Genomic DNA, 16,205 nt, shown 5'->3' with positions numbered 1-16,205 from the left:
GCGGTGACGGCATCTCGGCCATGTGAAGACTGCGAACATGTCGTCGTCGTGGTGACGGCGCCTTGGGGAACAAACGGGTCCTTCTCATGGATGGACGGCTCCACGGATGACGCCGACCTCACCAGCTTTCCCAATATGCATATCGAGATGCCCGATCTGGGAACGGTAAGTGTTGAGATTGAGGAAGCAGAGAAGATGACTGATACGAGAGCATTGCTCGATAATATGACCTTGGCCGAGCAGGTCTCGCTACTTTCCGGCGATACGTTCTGGTCTTTACCGCCCATCGACCGCCTAGGGGTAGGGAGATTGCGCTTGACGGACGGCCCCAACGGCGCCCGCGGGGCGGGGTCTTTTGTCGGGGGTGTGACTGCAGCGGCTTTCCCGGTAGGCATTGCCATCGGAGCGAGTTGGAACCCGGACCTAGCCAGGGAAATCGGCAGTGCGCTAGGTGACGAGGTTCTTTCCAAAGGGGCCCATGTCTCGCTGGCGCCGACCGTTAACATCCAGCGCAGCGTCACAAACGGCCGAAACTTTGAGTGTTTCTCTGAGGATCCGATACTGACGGCGGAACTTGCCGTCGGCTATATCGAAGGTCTGCAGTCCAAGAAAGTGGGTGCCACGATAAAACATTTCGCTGGCAACGAGTCCGAGATCGAACGTACAACCATCTCTTCAGATATCGATGAACGCACTCTGCGCGAAGTCTACCTAATACCCTTTGAGGCGGCGGTGAAGCGGGCAAAGGTCTGGGCCGTGATGTCTTCATATAACAAACTAAACGGTACTTACACGGCGGAAAGCCATTGGCTGTTGAACGAGGTACTGCGCGGTGGCTGGGGTTTTAACGGCGTGGTGATGTCGGACTGGTTCGGCTCGCGTTCGACCGCACCCACCGTGAATGCTGGGCTGGATTTGGAGATGCCGGGCCCGACCCGCGACCGCGGCTCCAAGCTTCTGGCGGCGATCGACGCGGGCGAGGTAAGTGTCGAGACCGTCCGCGCCTGTGTGCACAATATCCTGACCCTGATGGAACGCACCGGCGCAATCAACGATCATCGCGAGTTTAAGGAGTACGCCACTAATCGGCCGGAACATAGGGCACTCATCAGGCGCGCGGGAGCGGAAAGCGCAGTTCTGCTACAGAATGACGGCATCCTGCCATTGGCTCAGCAAGGTACGGTCGCCATCATTGGACCCAATGCCAAGATCGCGCAGATTATGGGAGGCGGCTCGGCGCAGTTGAACCCCCACTATGTCGTCAGTCCGTGGCAGGGGCTGGCGGACGCCCTGGGTGAGGAGAACGTGTTCTACGCTCAAGGTTGCAGCAACTATCGGTTTCAGCCGCTGATCGAAAACCCGACAACCTTCGAATTTTTCCAAGGGAGGGAGCTTGCTGGCGAGCCCGTGAATGTTATCGAGGAACCGTCGAGCCTCGGTGTATGGTTGCCCCCCGTGGCCGGGGGCACCGTCGATCCGCATCGCTTTTCCGCCCGAATGCGCACCGTCTTCACAGCCTCAGAAGCCGGCGGCTATCGCGTCGGCCTGACCTCGGCGGGGCTTGGCCGTGTCTATGTGGACGGCAGGCTTGTGGTGGACGCCTGGGCTTCCTGGACACGTGGTACCACATTCTTTGAAGAAGGCTGCGAGGAGGTCGTGGGTGAAATCACGCTCGAAGCCGGCCGTAAATACGAGGTCGTCGCCGAGTACGCCCGGCACGATCACGTCAACCTCTATATCGCCGCAATTCGGGTAGGAATAGGCAGGTTTTCGGCCGAAGCGGAGATTGCCGAGGCAGCAGCCGTCGCCGCGAAGGCTGATCATGCGGTAGTCTTCGTGGGCAGAACGGGCGACTGGGATACCGAGGGCTCCGATCTCCGCGGCATTGCGCTTCCCGGTCTGCAGGACCAGCTTGTTGAGGCGGTAATTGCGGCCAATCCGAACACGATTGTCGTCCTGCAAACTGGTGGACCGGTGGAAATGCCCTGGCTTTCCAGTGCTCGTGCAGTACTGCAATGCTGGTATCCCGGCCAGGAAGCTGGCAACGCGATCGCCGATGTCCTCCTCGGCAAGGCCGAGCCTTCGGGCCGACTGGCACAGACCTTCCCCGTGCGCTGGGCTGACAATCCCACACATACCGAGGATGACGCGGTCTATCCAGGCAAGAATGGCCATGTGCGATATGACGAAGGTGTGTTCGTTGGATATCGGCACTACGATCGCCAGGACATTAAGCCACTGTTCCCCTTCGGTCATGGTCTTGGTTATTCAAGCTTTGCGATGTCAGAGCTGACGGTAGGGCTGCCGGATGCTGCCGGCGCGGTGACAGCGACACTGGGATTGACCAACGTCAGCGAGCGGCCAGGTTCGGCAGTGGTGCAAATCTATGTCGGCGATGTTGAAGCATCTGTACCCAGACCGGTCAAAGAACTGAAAGCCTTCTCGAAAATCGCCCTGGAACCCGGTGAGAAACGAAGGCTCAGTTTCATTCTTGACGCCCGAACATTTGCCTTCTTCGACACGACCGAGCGGTGCTGGCGGATAGAGACGGGGGAATTTGCAGTTATGGCTGGGTTCTCGGCCACCGACATCCGTTTGAGTGGAACTGTCACGCAAAAGGGCGCTGTCTTAGCGCTCTAATCGTGCAGAGAATCAAAGACTACGTTTGGTGGTGGTTGAGTCCTAAAATGAGCGCAGTGCGGTGAAGCTCGGTGAATGAGTGAAAGAATGGCTCAAGACGGGCGATATTGTCATCGACAGGAAGGATACCGACCTTCATAGGCGGCGAAGATGGCGTCGGAAGCGTTGGCGGACACGTTCGCGACAGCGTCGGTCCTACAATTTTTTTGATGCCTTTCGCAGTCTCTCGAACTGAGCTCACGCTTGTCGCGAGATCGGAATCGTCAATCGTATCGAGGGCTGCCACATTCTCGTGCAGTTCGGCTCGACCGATCTCCTTCAGGACATATGTATCGAGCAGAAATTTCAAGCTTAGTCATCCAGCGCGCTACGATCGGGAGCACCGATCGACACGAGCGATATCGTATCCACCGTGCGAAGATTGCGGGCAGCAAACTTGGATCTCGATGGCCCAACCCTGATCATTCCTGGCAATGCGAAATCTTGTTTTCGGACGCGGAGCCACGGACAGACGCCGTCGCTCTGTGCGGAAACTTGAGCCTGCAGCCCTCTCCAGGTATCTATCGGTCGAGAGCGCAAAATTACAGGCACAGGATGCGGCGATGCTGAAAACCGACACCCGCCAAGCAAATTGGCGCCGTGCTAATCCAGCGAAATATGATGCTCATCTTGCTGTACAGCGAGCCGTAAAGGCAGGCGAGCTGGAAAAGCAAACATGTGAGGTCTGCGGGATTGAAACGGTCGACGCCCATCATGATCAATACGACGACCCTTTAAAGGTGCGCTGGTTATGCCGACGGCATCACACAAGGCTTCACCACTACGGCGAGGATATGTTTCCGATCAGGAATGGCCTTTAGGTGCGGTCCGCCGATCGCTCTTGATTTCAGTTGGCGTTCCCGCGTGACTTGATGTCTAGCAACGCGATGAAGGCGCACATTGCTTGTTGCGTAACTTCCGCCATGTGATGATTTCGTTCGACTGCCCTCCGGATAGGATTGACGCGAAGGCATTGCCCTCGCGCCCTTCTCTACCACTCAGTCCAACAGGCTAAGATGTAGTGGCTCAGGAAAATACGCGAAGCCCTCTCCCGCTATGCCAACGTGCCCGTAGCCCGGCCATGGGAAGTGGTAGGACATGAAGGGTATTCTATTGGAGGCCAGCATTTTCAGAATGCGCACACGCGATTGAGCTGACAGTTTGGGATCGGTATCGAACGCAAATTCCATCAAAGGCTTTTCGAACAGAAGCACAGGATGATGAGTGAGGTCGCCGCCATAGCACATTGTCTTTCCTGCTGACTCAATCATAAAGCAGCTATGGCCGAGTGTGTGTCCAGGAGCGCTAATGGCATGAATACCAGGAAGAAACTCTTGTTCGTCCTGGAAAAAAACCATGCGGTCCCGCACGGGTTTGAGGTTGTGGATCGCGGCTTTAACTAGACCGTTGAGATCGCCTCCAAGTTTTTTCTCGTCGGTCCAGAAATCGTAGTCGGTTTGGCTGATGTACACCTGGGCATTTGGAAACGTTGGTTTCCCGTCGTCGCCCCAGATTCCGCCGACGTGGTCCCAATGAGCATGCGAACAGACGACAGCGTCAATATCTTCCAGCGCAATATTCGCGGCGGCCAAGCAAGACTTGAGACGGCCAGTCGTCGGGCCAAATTGCTTAAGCGATCCCATCCCCGTGTCGAACAAAATCAGCTTGCCACCGATGTTTACGACAGGTGCGTTCTGAGCGAGAACGACCTCATCCGTGGGCAGGAAGCTGTGGTTTAGCATGGATCTTATCTCGTCGGCCGGGACGCCGAGAAAACTTTGTGTCGGGTCGCCGAGCGGAAGTGGGCCGTCTGATACGATGGTTACCTGGGCGTCCCCAATGGCAAATCGATAAAAGTCCGGAGCTTGTGCCCCGGAAACGGGGCTCGCCCCAGCGTGAGCCGCTACACTGTTCGCACCCAAAACGGCTCCACTCAAAGCAGCTCCCCCTGCCAATAGTAAGTTGCGGCGGTCGATCTCGAAACGTTCATTTCCCATTTCACTCCTCCCCATTTGTAAAAATGCGTCTGCAGACCGCGCTTGTCTTGCGACGGATTTCGGCTTTGTCTGCATCGGAAAGGTATCAAGTGGCAGGTCTAGGACAATTGAATTGCGAGTCCATTTCAATGAGCATCGCTCAACAAATGATCTCGCTCGGACCTGCGATTCATCAATCGAAACAACCGGTTTCGGGGTACCGCGTTGGTCCGGCCATCAGATCTCGTTGGCTTTCGGTGAGTTCGAAAGAACTCTTGGCTCCCTGACTGCGGGACGCGGCTCGCATCCGAATATCGGCAAGATTATCGTGGATCGCCTTGGCTGCCTCATTGTTATGTGAGTGGCTCTGCGTCAGGTCGCCAACGGTGTTCATTAAGCGGTCGGAGGATAGATGTTACCTCTTCCCTCGAAGAGCGCACCGCTCCTGAGGAAGAAGCCACGGAAAACCGCGAGGACGTAACGATCTTCGGGTGGGCGCTACATTTCTTCCCGGGCATATTGCGGAGCCAGCAGCATGCTTCTGAAGCGCGTTGCCAGCCCGGCATTCCGCCTTATCCGACATGGTTACGACCGTAGAATGGCCGACTTCTCTACCGGCCGCCTACGGTCGCACGTCATAGGAAGCCGATCGAGATCCAGGGCACCGCTGCGACGATCGCAAGCCCGAGAAGCAGGGCGATCATGTACCCCCACAGCGGCTTTATGCCTTCCACTGGGTTCACACGGCCGATTGCACAGGCGGCATAATAACCGACGCCGAACGGCGGGAGGAACAAGCCCACTCCCATGGCGAGAATGACCACGATCGAATAGTGCACGTCGTGGATCCCTAATCCCTTGGCGATCGGAAATACCAGGGGTGCGAACAGAACCACCGCGGGAATGCCTTCCAGCACGCTACCGAGCACAATGAACGCGACGATCGACACGATCATAAAGATCGGCGCTCCTCCGGGTAGACCCGCCATCGTCTGAACCAGCCCACGCGAAAAACCCGATTGAGTCAGGCACCAGGCCACAGCCGTTGCCGCCGCGATGATGAAAAGGATGGCTCCGGACAAGACCGCCGTTTCCACCAGCATCGGACCCACCCGCTTCCAGTCGAACCGGCGGTAAATGAGGAGGCCTGCCAGCAGCGAGTAGGCAATGCCGATTGTCGAGACTTCCGTGGCGGTAGCAACGCCTTCGACAACCGCTGTACGGATGATAAAAGGTAGGGCCAAAGCCGGAAGCGCAATCAGGAATGTGCGAAAGATCTCCCTGGCTGGCGGCTTGCGAAAACCCGACATGTCCTCGTTGCGATAGCGCCACCAGACGACAACGCAAAGCATCAATCCGCAGACGAACGCCGGCAAAAGACCGCCTATGAACAGGGCCGAAATCGATACGCTCGTAACCGATCCGATGGTGATCAATACGAGGCTCGGCGGGATCGTCTCCGTCTGCGCACCCGTAGCCGCAAGCAGGGCCACGAGATCGCCGGGCTTTGATCCTCTCGCTTTCATCTCCGGGAACAGTGCCGGGGCGACAGCAGCCATGTCGGCGGTCTTCGAACCCGATATCCCAGACACCAGATACATTGCCGCGACGAGGACGTAACACAGGCCGCCTCTGACATGTCCGAGCAAGGACGCCAGGAAGTTCAGCATCGCTTTTGCCATGCCCGTAACCTCCATCAGCATACCCAGCAGCACGAACAGCGGGACCGCTAGGAGGAGAAGATGCGACATTCCCTCATCAAGCCGACCCGCGATCACGCTTATCGGACGGCTCGTACCCAGAGCCACATAACTGATGGCAGCGAGAGCGAACACGAACGCGATTGGTACGCCGCTCAGCACACCTAGTGCGATGAAGACTACGAAGAAAAGCACGAGGTTCCAGTTGCCCATCGCCATGATCAACGGTTTCGCCGCAATCGCCAACCCTATCAAGCATGCGGCTACAAGGACCCCGATCAGGAAATCGCTCAGCGTGATGCGCTGAAGGGCATTGGTCACGCCAAGGATAAGCATCAGGCCAAGTCCGATCGGAAGACCAAAAGAACGCCATGCGACCGAAACTTCCATCGCGGGAGTGACGACCGGAACTTCATGAAGAGCGTAGGCCGTGGCCTTGGGCAGAAGAAGCACGCAGACCGAAAGGCAAAAGACAAGTGCAGCCACCTCCAGTCTTGCCCTTACGACGGGCGGCATCGCGTCCGCGATAACGCCCATCCTCATGTGCTGTCCGCGGTGAAAAGCGAGGACCGCGCCCACGATCGAAAGCCAGAGGAACAACATGGAGGCGAGCTCATCCGACCAGATGAGCGGCTCGCCCCATGCATAGCGGGCGAAGACGCCCGCCGACAGCACGAGTACCTCGACAACAACAAGTGCTGCGGCGATCAATTCAATCAGGCGCACCAGGCGCGTTTCAGCTTTCGCCAGGACTGGCCACGCGCCGATCACCGGGGGGCTGACATTTTCAGAAGTAGCCATGTCAACGCCTCAGATCAATTTGCCCGAGGTAGACTCCAGCAACGCCCATGCTTCCTCGCCAAAACGCCCCTTCCAATCGGAGTAGAACGACGAAGCTTGCAGCGTCGCGCGGAACTTGGAAACATCGACGTCGATAAATTCAAGACCCTTGCTCGTCAGCTCTGCCTGGAGTTCGGAATTCAGCTTTTCGACATCAGCGCGTTGCACGATAGCCGAGCGATTGATCTCGGTGACGACAATGTCACGCAAGTCCTCAGGCAGCATCTCGAAGTTGTCCCGATTGGCGAGAATCCAGAAGCCGTCCCACATATGGTTGGTCCGGGAGAGATACTTTTGAACCTCGTACATCTTGGCAAAGTAAATGCCAGCGAGCGGGTTTTCGAGACCGTCGGCGACGTGGGTCTGGAGTGCGGAATAAGTTTCGCCCCATGGAATCGACGTCGGCGCGGCGCCGAGAGACTTGAAAAGCGATGTCCAGAGCGGCGCAGGAGGGACGCGGATCTTGAAGCCCTTGAGGTCCTCGGGCGACTTGATCGGTTTCCCGATCGAGGTCGTCTGCCGAAAGCCGTTGTCCCACATCTTCTCGAAGGCGATCAGGTTGACCTTCTCAAAAGCCGTCCGGATGCTCCGGCCGAGCTCACCATCCACCGACTTCCACACCTGCGCGTAGTCGGGGTAGGCAAATCCTACACCGGTGATGGCCGCCGGCGGGACGAGTGTCGCTGCGATGAGGCCTGTCTGCGCAAGAAGGTCCAGGCCACCTGATCGAAGCTGGCTGAGCATATCAGCATCGGTGCCGAGCTGGCTCGCGGGGAACACTTGAATGCTCACGCGGCCGTCTGTCTGCTGGCTGATCTTGTCGGAAGCCTCGGTCATCCGCGTGTTGAGCGGATGATCAACCGGCATGATGTTGGCGAATTTAAACGAGAATTCAGGCGAACTCGCACGCATGATGCGCGGTGCCGCAAGCGCGGCGGTCATCGCCACGGAACTCATAATAAGGGTACGGCGATTCATTCTGATCATTGGTTCCTCCTCTAACCGTGTTGATCTATGTCGATGTTTTTAGGAGCCTCCAGCGCAGGCGCTTTCCTCGTAAGCGTCCTCAGTTTCGTGCAGGTTGCTTAGACCTTGGACTGATGTCGCTGAAGCCGGAAGCCTCCCACTGTGCGGCTGGACGTAAATTAGGCGCTTGCGCCAAACGTCCGCAAATGAATTGCCTCCGGCCAATGGTGAGTTGAACTCAGGCGAGTTCGGCGTGACCCGCGATGGAGGCAAAGTTTTTCTGGGAGAACGCGCCAGGCAACATGAATCCAGGTCACATGTTTTTTGCGCAAACTCTTTTGATGTGGAGGAAGCCGCCATGCTAACCGCTTTGCATGCGAGCATGGCACTCCGGTGGGATGTGCCGGCCTATGACGTGCCAGTATCGCGGAGGAGACCGGAATTGCACCAAGCTTTAGAAACAAAGCCGAGCCCGGCACGAGGACCGGGAAAACCGACAATCGGTTTTATCGGTCTCGGCTCGATGGGATTGCCGATGGCGTCGCATCTCCTAAAAAGCGGCTTCAGGGTCAAGGGGTTTGACATCTCGGAGAATGCTCTAAGAAGCTTCGCTGACAGTGGCGGGACTGCCTATCCAGACGCTACAGAAGCGGCCAGCGAGACTGACGTCTTGATGTTGATGGTAGTCAACATCGACCAGGCGCACCAAGCCCTCTTCGAACGGGGCGCCCTGGCAAATTCAACCAGGGCCAGCGTCGTCGTCCTGATGTCAACATGCCCTCCCGGCGAGGTTGAACAGCTCGCCGAGGCCGTTATTGCTCGCGGTCACCGGTTTCTGGATGCGCCTGTTTCCGGCGGCGTCGCCGGAGCGCGCGACGCGTCGCTCTCCATCATGGTGGCTGGTGACAGGCAAACCTATGAGATGAGCCGCAATCTTTTCGACGTGCTCGGCTCCAAGATCTATTATCTCGGAGAGCGGCCTGGCCAGGCATCGGTTGCCAAAGCAGTCAACCAGTTGCTGTGCGGCGTACACTTGGCGGCAGCGGCTGAGGCGCTGTCGCTCGCCGAAAGGGCTGGCCTCGACACCTCAACGGTACTCGAGATCGTGTCCGGCTCGGCGGCCGCCAGCTGGATGCTCAACGATCGTGGCCAGCGGATGCTTCTGGAAGACCCTGAGGTAACGAGCGCGGTAGACATTTTTGTGAAAGATCTCGGTATCGTGCTTGCCGCCGGCTCCTCTGCCAGGGCCGCCCTGCCGCTCGCCTCCGTTGCGCATCAGTTCTTCCTTGCCGCGTCTGGGCAGGGGTCAGGCTCGGCAGATGACAGTCAGGTCATTCGTGCGTATCGGGGAATGACCGCGGGCCAGAAGGAGGCAAAAAAGTGAGTGCCGAGATCAAAAGCAATTACGCGCGACTGTCCGGCATCACCATGCACTACCTGACCGCAGGATCCGGTGAGCCGCTGGTTCTCCTTCACGGGGTGCCGCAGAGTTCGCACGAATGGCGGCACGTGATCCCCTTCCTCGCGGACAAGTACGCGATCATCGCGCCGGACCTGCGGGGCCTCGGCGACACTTCCCGGCCCGCCGATGGGTACGACAAGAAAACGATTGCCGAGGACGTGTGGGAGCTTCTTTCTGAACATCTGAAGATCGATCGCTTCAATCTTGTGGGACACGACTGGGGCGGCCCGGTGGCGTTTGCCCTGGCCGCGCAGCACCGGGGGGCTGTTAGCAAGCTCGCGATCCTGGACGTTACCATTCCTGGCGATGGAGCGGACATGTCGCAAGGCGGCCGCCGTTGGCACCACCCTTTCTTCAGGACGCCGGATTTGCCGGAAGCGATGTTCGGCGGTCGCGAGCATATCTATCTGGAATGGTTGTTTGACAATTACGGCAGCCGGGCAAACGTGCTATCTCAGGAAGACAAGAATGAGTATTTCCGTACCTACCTGAAACCGGGTGGCCTGCGCACACTTCTCGCCTATTATCGGGGCTTTCCAACCGACGTCAAAGACAACGAGTTATTCCTCGAGAGGGATGGCAAGCTCGAAATGCCGGTCCTCGCCCTGGGCGGAGACAGTGGTTTTGGCCGCGGCATGGAGACGATGGAATCACTGCAGCGGGTGGCAAGTGACGTTCGAGGCGGATTGATCCCGGGCTCGGGTCACTGGGTTGCGGAAGAAGCTCCCGAATTCATAGCGAACGAACTCGGGAAATTCTTCGGCTAAACCACTGCCTGACGTCGGGGATGCGCGTCTGATCCACCAGTCGCGCATCACCGACCCCGATTGCGCATAACTCACCTCCCGCCGACGTCGATCTCACTCGCAGAAACCGCGTCGCCAGCCAGGGTCTCTTCGATCCAACGTTTGAACAGAGCGATCTTTGGCGTTCTTGCCCTGGACCGTAAGTACACGAGACTATGGCAATTGATGCTGGGGCCTTTCAGGCCAAACGGCGCAACGAGCCTCCCGCTTTTCAGATCTTGGCGGACGAGTATGAGGCTTTCCAGGCAAACGCCAAGTCCATCCGCGGCCGCATTGATGGACATGAAAGATCTATCGAAACGCAGCCCCCGATCCATGTTGAGCCTCACACCGTGGTCGTCGGCCCAATCCTGCCAGCGATAGAGGTTCACTTCGGAGTGGATGAGCGGAAATCTGGCGAGATCCTGCGGTGAGCGTATTCCGTTTGCGCCCTCGACCAACGATGGGGCGCACAGGACCACTATTGGCTCGGGCGGGAAGGGCTCGACGGCGATGCCAACCTCCACGGGCTGCGTTCCGTAGCGGATGTCTATATCGACGTTGCCGGTCCTGAGCTCGGCCGGGTCACCAGAAGCGTGCAGTCGAAGATCGATCTCCGGATAGCGGGCGCTAAACCGGGCGAGGCGAGGCATGAGCCACTGCGAAGCGAGACTGACAACCGAATGGATATTCAGAATGTCACTTTTGCCCTTCTTCGTGAAATTGCGAGTGGCGCTCTCGATCCTTCGAAAGGAGGCGCTGATCTCTTCAGCGTAAGCCCTTCCCGCGTCAGTCAGCATGATTGAACGCCCGGAGCGATGAAATAAAGCAATTCCGAGCTCCGAATCCAGCGCGGCCATTTGATGGCTCACGGCCGAGGGGCTGATGCTTAGTTCCTCGGCGGCTTTTCCAAAAGATCCAAGACGTGCGACAGCTTCCAACACCTGTAGCGATCGCAGCGAAGGAAACTCCAACGCGCTCATCACCCCTCCTCCCCGTTTATGCGTGCCTCGCCACCGTTCTTACTTGAGACATTCAGTACGCTGGAGGACGCCCTTCCTCTATATTCCATGAGGAAATTTAACGCAAATGATGCATTTGTTGAGATGCATTCATGTATTGACCGATTGAATTCGCTTGTCCGGATGAAGCGTTTTTAACACTTTGCCCTTCGGAACGGCCTTTGCGCCGTTCTTTGCTAAGGGAGGAATGCATGGCTGAACGGGTGATCTCCGTGTCCGGCGCGCCGTACGACGGGCATAGCAGAGAGGCCGCACTGGAGAGCGCGGCAACCCTCGGGTTCACCCATTTCGAGCCGGCCTTTATCGTTGGATATACAGAACCCTTCGATGAGACCGCCTTCACACCTTCCGAGATGACCAGTTGGCGCAGCGCGCTTAGGTCTTCGGGGCTCTTGTGTCATGCAATGTCGTCGCACATCGACCTCGGTTTCGAAGATTCGGTCGAAGTGTTCACGGGCCGCATGGCATTCGCCGCGGCGATTGGAGCCAAAGTTATTGCGACCAACGCGGCCGCCCGACAAAGAGAGGCAACATTCCGTCGCAACGTCGAAACCATACTGAGAAGAGCGGAAGCCTTTGATATCATCGTTGGCCTGGAAAACCCAGGAGACGGCAGCGATAGCCTGATCAACACCGCGCGGGACGGTATTTCTCTTGTTGAGGAATTCGGATCGCCCTTTCTAAAGCTAAATTACGACGCTGCAAACACGGCGTCACATCGACCGGACATGGACGATCTCGCAGGTGATGGAATCCTGGCGCTGCCGGAATCGGCGCACGCCCATATCAAGGATGTCCGTGAAACCGACGAAGGTTGGTTTTTCTGCGATATCGGCGACGGCAAGGTCGGGTGCGAGCGCCTCCTGGCTGCAATCGCAAAGCTCGACAGCCTCCCGGTCAGTATTGAACTTCCCTTGAGACTGCATCGCAATCGGCAGGCGCAGCCCGTTCGCCGCCAAGATCCCGTGCCGCTGTCAACGATCGAGGACTCGCTGGCTCGGTCGCTCAAGGTCGTCCGGCGAGCGCTCAACCACAATCAATGACCGTGTCTGGAGGAGGACGCAGTGCAACGTTTTGTAAACAACCGCGATGAGGTCGTGGAAGATACCATCAGGGGCTTTGTGAAGGCACACCGAGACATCGTGCGCCTCGCCGAAAACCAACGCGTGGTGACGGCGATTGACCGGCCCGCGCAAGGAAAAGTGGGTGTCGTAACTGGAGGTGGCTCCGGACACGAGCCTGCCTTCATTGGCTATATAGGCCGCAACATGCTCGACGCGGTCGCGGTCGGCGAGCTGTTTTCGTCGCCAACGGCAAAGAGCTTTCATGATGCCATACGCGAAGCGAATGGTGGAAACGGCGTCGTTGTCCTCTACGGAAATTATGCCGGAGACAACATGAACGTGAAAATGGCGATGAAACTCGCCGCGAAGGACGGCATCGAGGTTGCCACGGTGGTTGCGAACGATGACGTGTGCTCCGCCTCCGCCGAGGAGCGGGAGAAGCGCCGAGGCGTTGCCGGAGAGATCTTCATGTGGAAGGTCGGCGGAGCGAAAGCGTCGATGGGCGCCAGCCTATCCGAGGTTCGTGACGCAGCGCAGAAGGCCATCGACAATTGCCGCTCGGTCGGTGTCGGATTGGGGCCGTGCACTCTTCCAGCGGTCGGACATCCGAACTTCCAGATCGAGCCTGGCACCATTGAAGTCGGTATCGGCCATCACGGCGAGCCGGGCGTGCGAGTAGAAGCGCTCAAGAGCGCATCAGAGGTCGCCAAGGATATGTGCCAGATCGTGCTGGATGATCATGATCTCGGCTCGGGGACAGAAGTGGCCGTACTGGTATCTGGCCTTGGCGCGACACCGCTGAACGAACTTTACATTCTCTTCGACACAGTCGAGGAGGAAATCTCCGGCCGCGGCCTCAGGATCCACAAAGCGTATGTTGGTAACTACTTCACGTCTCTTGAGATGGTTGGAGCGACTTTGACGGTCATGGCGCTCGATGAAGAGCTAAAGTCGCTACTGGAGGTCGAGGTTCGCTGCGCGGCGACGCTTTAAGGAGGGAACAATGCAAAAAATGAATAACGCGGCAGCCGGAGAAATCGTAGTCTCCATGGCAAGAGCGATCATCGATAACCGCGCCTACCTCAGCGAGATCGACGGCAAGATTGGCGACGGCGATCACGGAATAAATATGGCGAAAGGTTTCGGTTTAGTGGCCGACCGGATACGCGGCAAGGAGCTATCGCTCGCAAAAGCGCTTGAGACCCTCGGAACAGTCCTGATGACCGAGATCGGCGGATCTATGGGTCCGCTTTACGGTGTGATGTTCACCGAGTTTGCCCAGCAGATCGATCAGGTCGACCAGATCGACAACAAGACGTTCAGCCGAATGCTGCATGCTGGCTTGACGGGTATTCAACAAATTGGTTCGGCCAAAGTCGGCGACAAGACATTGCTTGACACGTTGGTGCCTGCTGTTGAAGCTTTTGACAATGCGACATCAGAAGGGAAATCCTTCGACGAGGCATTGGAACTCCTCGTTGCGGCAGCCGAAAGTGGCCGCGATTCGACGGTGAACTTGATCGCGCGGATCGGCCGAGCCAGCAGGCTGGGCGAACGATCGCTCGGCGTGCTGGATGCTGGTGCGACGTCTTGCGCGCTGATCCTCAAGGAGTTGTCTGAGGGAACCCGTAATAGGCTTCAATAGTGTCATCGCTTCTTGAGCGTGATCATAGTGAGAACCGAAGTGATGCCGAGCTTAAGGGGAAGCCAATCCAGAGTGCCGCTCGGTTATTGATGTGAAACGCGCCGCGATAGAAATCCGGCGACAGTCCTCGTGTGCCGCCCGAGGGTGGACACCCGCTTTCGCGGCCATCCGGGAATCAAATTTGGCGGACAGATTGGGTCGGCGGCGAACTATGCATTCGGTCTCCGGGCACCATCGCTCTCGCTTGCAGGGTCGGGTTCCGCAAACCGCGAAAGGCACGACTCATCGCAACTTAGGCGGTGCCACGACTGAAGCTGACGCGACATTCGGTCACGCGGCGACGCAGAGTCCTTCGCTCAGCCAACACCTGACCCGCTAAATCGAAGACACGAGTAATCGGCCTGCGGGCAGCGACGACCTGGCACGAAGCTCGAAAATCGTGCGTCGAACGGTGGCCCAAACGGAAGCAAGCCAATCCCGCTTGTCTGTGATGGCGTCCTGGCCCGGTTCCGGATCTTCCACGATCAACCCATAAAGGGTCCGCTAGCAAGCTGCGGCCGCGTCGGCTTCGCCTCGCGGTGATCGCGCCCGGACCCCGTGCCTTTTGAGGAGCCATCGAGCGGGAATTGGCCCGCTCCCGTAGGAGCCTCTCAAATGTCGCACGATCTCTCTCTCGCACAGTCCCACGCCCTCCAGCTTTCCCGTGACCTGATGGTCCCGGTCACCCTCTTCGAGGTCGACGGAGAATACGGCGTCCTTCCTTCTGACGAGATCGACGCCGACGACGATCTGGCGATCGTGCACGAGTATACGCCATGGCCGGCTCATTGAGCCGGCGCCGCGTGGGTGCCCCTTGCGAGCGGCAGGCCGCAAGGGGGGCTTCGCCGCGTCCGACGTCAGCTTGCATGATCCGACAATTGCCAGCCGCGCCCTTGCGGTCTTTGCTCTTCGGGGCCTGCCGAAAGGCGTCGGTGAACCGACGGGCAAGGAAGGATTATGGAGGCCGATCGCTGGGCGATCGGAATGAAAAATGAAGAGAAGAGAGATTGAAGCGCTGCGCGATCAGGTCAGTTGTGCGGCAGTGCTTGAGCATGCCGGTTTTGCAATAGACGCGAAGGAAAGCACGCGACGGGCAGTCAAGTTCCGCCGCGGCGGCGAGATCATTATCGTCACCTATGAAGGGCGTGGGTGGTTCGATCCCCTGTCCGACGCGAAAGGCGATGTGTTCCGGCTCGTCGAGCATCTCGATCGGGTCGGTTTTCCCGAAGGTGCAGAACGGGTCGCGGCTCTGGTCGGGTTTCAGATCACGGGGCCGGAGTGGCAGCCCGCGAAAGATGGTCAGAGATCCGACCTCTCTCTTCCCGATCGTTGGCAGTCCCGCAGGCGACCCTGGCCTGGTTCCTCGTCGTGGCGGTACCTCAACGGCGAGCGCTATCTGCCAGCGACCGTGCTGCGAGCGACCGTCAAAGGCGACCTTCTGCGCGAAGGCCCGCAAGGCAGCATGTGGGCGGCGCACCGGGACCAGGCCGGGGTCTTGACCGGCTGGGAAGCGCGGGGTCCGCAATACCGGGGTTTTGCATCCGGAGGAACCAAGGTTCTCTTCCGTCTCGGTTCGGACAGCGCTTCGCGCCTGGCCGTCACGGAAGCGGCGATCGATGCCATGAGCCTCGCGGCGATCGAAGATTTGCGGGAGGGGACGCTTTATCTCAGCACTGGCGGCGGATGGTCGCCGACCACGGAGGCAGCGTTGCGGAAGTTAGCGGCGAAGCCCGCCGTCCAGATGGTAGCGGCGACGGACGCCAATCCGCAGGGCGAGATGTTTGCCGAACGGCTGCGGACGCTTGCCGACGATGCAGGCTGCGACTGGCTTCGACTTCGGCCGTCCGAGGAGGATTGGAACGAAACCCTGAAGATCAGGGAAAAGGAAAAGAGGGAAACGATGGAAGAAGGAGGCGTGCCGCATGCGCGCCGTCCGCGTCAAGGGAGGCTTCGCCCGGCGGAGCCGGCCCTTGACCCTGACGGCCGCGATGGCGGCGGCAGCCAAGGGGTCATGAAGGACTGAAGAG

General features: G+C 58.4%; 14 protein-coding genes. 9 read left to right on the top strand and 5 right to left on the bottom strand.

What is annotated here, in order from left to right:
• Window positions 1-195: 195 nt before the first annotated feature.
• Window positions 196-2,640 carry a beta-glucosidase gene (locus tag GA0061101_RS21255; RefSeq protein WP_028753483.1) on the top strand — a complete coding sequence of 815 codons (2,445 nt, stop codon included), beginning with the start codon at window positions 196-198 and terminating at the stop codon, window positions 2,638-2,640.
• A gap of 19 nt (window positions 2,641-2,659) precedes the next feature.
• Here GA0061101_RS21255 and GA0061101_RS21250 read toward each other — a convergent pair whose 3' ends face one another.
• On the bottom strand, window positions 2,660-2,989 hold the full coding sequence (locus tag GA0061101_RS21250) for a hypothetical protein (protein WP_004130061.1): 330 nt from the start codon (window positions 2,987-2,989) through the stop codon (window positions 2,660-2,662).
• A gap of 253 nt (window positions 2,990-3,242) precedes the next feature.
• Between GA0061101_RS21250 and GA0061101_RS21245 the strand changes: the two genes are divergently transcribed.
• The gene (locus tag GA0061101_RS21245; RefSeq protein ID WP_041678048.1) at window positions 3,243-3,500 is read left to right on the top strand and encodes a hypothetical protein; all 258 of its coding nucleotides are present in this window, start codon (window positions 3,243-3,245) and stop codon (window positions 3,498-3,500) included.
• Window positions 3,501-3,677: 177 nt separating this feature from the next.
• Here the strand turns inward: GA0061101_RS21245 and GA0061101_RS21240 are convergent, their stop codons facing one another.
• The 3 genes from GA0061101_RS21240 to GA0061101_RS21225 all read right to left on the bottom strand — a co-directional run bounded on the left by GA0061101_RS21240 (window position 3,678) and on the right by GA0061101_RS21225 (window position 8,182).
• Entirely contained in the window at window positions 3,678-4,676 is a 999-nt protein-coding gene (locus GA0061101_RS21240) for an MBL fold metallo-hydrolase (protein WP_004130059.1), read from the bottom strand.
• A gap of 614 nt (window positions 4,677-5,290) precedes the next feature.
• Complete coding sequence (locus GA0061101_RS21230; protein WP_028003112.1) at window positions 5,291-7,156, bottom strand: TRAP transporter large permease; 1,866 nt, start codon at window positions 7,154-7,156, stop codon at window positions 5,291-5,293.
• 9 nt (window positions 7,157-7,165) lie between these two features.
• Window positions 7,166-8,182, bottom strand: coding sequence for a TRAP transporter substrate-binding protein (locus tag GA0061101_RS21225; protein WP_004130054.1), 1,017 nt, complete (start codon window positions 8,180-8,182; stop codon window positions 7,166-7,168).
• Window positions 8,183-8,576: 394 nt separating this feature from the next.
• On the opposite strand from GA0061101_RS21225, the gene GA0061101_RS21220 reads away from it, so the two are divergent.
• Both GA0061101_RS21220 and GA0061101_RS21215 read left to right on the top strand, forming a co-directional pair.
• On the top strand, window positions 8,577-9,545 hold the full coding sequence (locus GA0061101_RS21220; protein WP_015341921.1) for an NAD(P)-dependent oxidoreductase: 969 nt from the start codon (window positions 8,577-8,579) through the stop codon (window positions 9,543-9,545).
• The gene (locus GA0061101_RS21215; RefSeq protein ID WP_004130049.1) at window positions 9,542-10,390 is read left to right on the top strand and encodes an alpha/beta fold hydrolase; all 849 of its coding nucleotides are present in this window, start codon (window positions 9,542-9,544) and stop codon (window positions 10,388-10,390) included. The genes GA0061101_RS21220 and GA0061101_RS21215 overlap by 4 nt, the downstream gene beginning before the upstream one ends.
• Window positions 10,391-10,461: 71 nt before the next feature.
• Here GA0061101_RS21215 and GA0061101_RS21210 read toward each other — a convergent pair whose 3' ends face one another.
• The gene (locus GA0061101_RS21210) at window positions 10,462-11,391 is read right to left on the bottom strand and encodes a LysR substrate-binding domain-containing protein (RefSeq protein WP_028753481.1); all 930 of its coding nucleotides are present in this window, start codon (window positions 11,389-11,391) and stop codon (window positions 10,462-10,464) included.
• A 230-nt stretch (window positions 11,392-11,621) separates the two neighbouring features.
• Here GA0061101_RS21210 and GA0061101_RS21205 point away from each other — a divergent pair, with 230 nt between their 5' ends.
• The 5 genes from GA0061101_RS21205 (at window position 11,622) to GA0061101_RS21190 (ending at window position 16,201) form a co-directional block, all read left to right on the top strand.
• Entirely contained in the window at window positions 11,622-12,473 is an 852-nt protein-coding gene (locus GA0061101_RS21205; protein WP_028753480.1) for a sugar phosphate isomerase/epimerase family protein, read from the top strand.
• A 21-nt stretch (window positions 12,474-12,494) separates the two neighbouring features.
• Complete coding sequence (locus GA0061101_RS21200) at window positions 12,495-13,487, top strand: dihydroxyacetone kinase subunit DhaK (protein ID WP_004130028.1); 993 nt, start codon at window positions 12,495-12,497, stop codon at window positions 13,485-13,487.
• 10 nt (window positions 13,488-13,497) lie between these two features.
• Complete coding sequence (gene dhaL / locus GA0061101_RS21195) at window positions 13,498-14,139, top strand: dihydroxyacetone kinase subunit DhaL (RefSeq protein ID WP_013984746.1); 642 nt, start codon at window positions 13,498-13,500, stop codon at window positions 14,137-14,139.
• A gap of 654 nt (window positions 14,140-14,793) precedes the next feature.
• The gene (locus tag GA0061101_RS39500) at window positions 14,794-14,970 is read left to right on the top strand and encodes a hypothetical protein (RefSeq protein ID WP_015341926.1); all 177 of its coding nucleotides are present in this window, start codon (window positions 14,794-14,796) and stop codon (window positions 14,968-14,970) included.
• 199 nt (window positions 14,971-15,169) lie between these two features.
• On the top strand, window positions 15,170-16,201 hold the full coding sequence (locus tag GA0061101_RS21190) for a DUF3991 and toprim domain-containing protein (RefSeq protein ID WP_028753479.1): 1,032 nt from the start codon (window positions 15,170-15,172) through the stop codon (window positions 16,199-16,201).
• Window positions 16,202-16,205: the final 4 nt, after the last annotated feature.

Source organism: Martinezella lusitana, assembly GCF_900094565.1.
Taxonomy (GTDB): domain Bacteria; phylum Pseudomonadota; class Alphaproteobacteria; order Rhizobiales; family Rhizobiaceae; genus Rhizobium; species Rhizobium lusitanum.
This window is presented reverse-complemented; position numbering and strand designations above follow the sequence as displayed.

Excerpts from the sequence above, each read along its gene's own strand:
- GA0061101_RS21240 (WP_004130059.1), bottom strand. The coding sequence starts at position 4,676 with ATGGGAAATGAACGTTTCGAGATCGACCGCCGCAACTTACTATTGGCA.
- GA0061101_RS21255 (WP_028753483.1), top strand. The coding sequence starts at position 196 with ATGACTGATACGAGAGCATTGCTCGATAATATGACCTTGGCCGAGCAG.
- GA0061101_RS21205 (WP_028753480.1), top strand. The coding sequence starts at position 11,622 with ATGGCTGAACGGGTGATCTCCGTGTCCGGCGCGCCGTACGACGGGCAT.
- GA0061101_RS39500 (WP_015341926.1), top strand. The coding sequence starts at position 14,794 with ATGTCGCACGATCTCTCTCTCGCACAGTCCCACGCCCTCCAGCTTTCC.
- GA0061101_RS21230 (WP_028003112.1), bottom strand. The coding sequence starts at position 7,156 with ATGGCTACTTCTGAAAATGTCAGCCCCCCGGTGATCGGCGCGTGGCCA.
- GA0061101_RS21210 (WP_028753481.1), bottom strand. The coding sequence starts at position 11,391 with ATGAGCGCGTTGGAGTTTCCTTCGCTGCGATCGCTACAGGTGTTGGAA.
- GA0061101_RS21225 (WP_004130054.1), bottom strand. The coding sequence starts at position 8,182 with ATGATCAGAATGAATCGCCGTACCCTTATTATGAGTTCCGTGGCGATG.
- dhaL (WP_013984746.1), top strand. The coding sequence starts at position 13,498 with ATGCAAAAAATGAATAACGCGGCAGCCGGAGAAATCGTAGTCTCCATG.
- GA0061101_RS21190 (WP_028753479.1), top strand. The coding sequence starts at position 15,170 with ATGAAGAGAAGAGAGATTGAAGCGCTGCGCGATCAGGTCAGTTGTGCG.
- GA0061101_RS21245 (WP_041678048.1), top strand. The coding sequence starts at position 3,243 with ATGCTGAAAACCGACACCCGCCAAGCAAATTGGCGCCGTGCTAATCCA.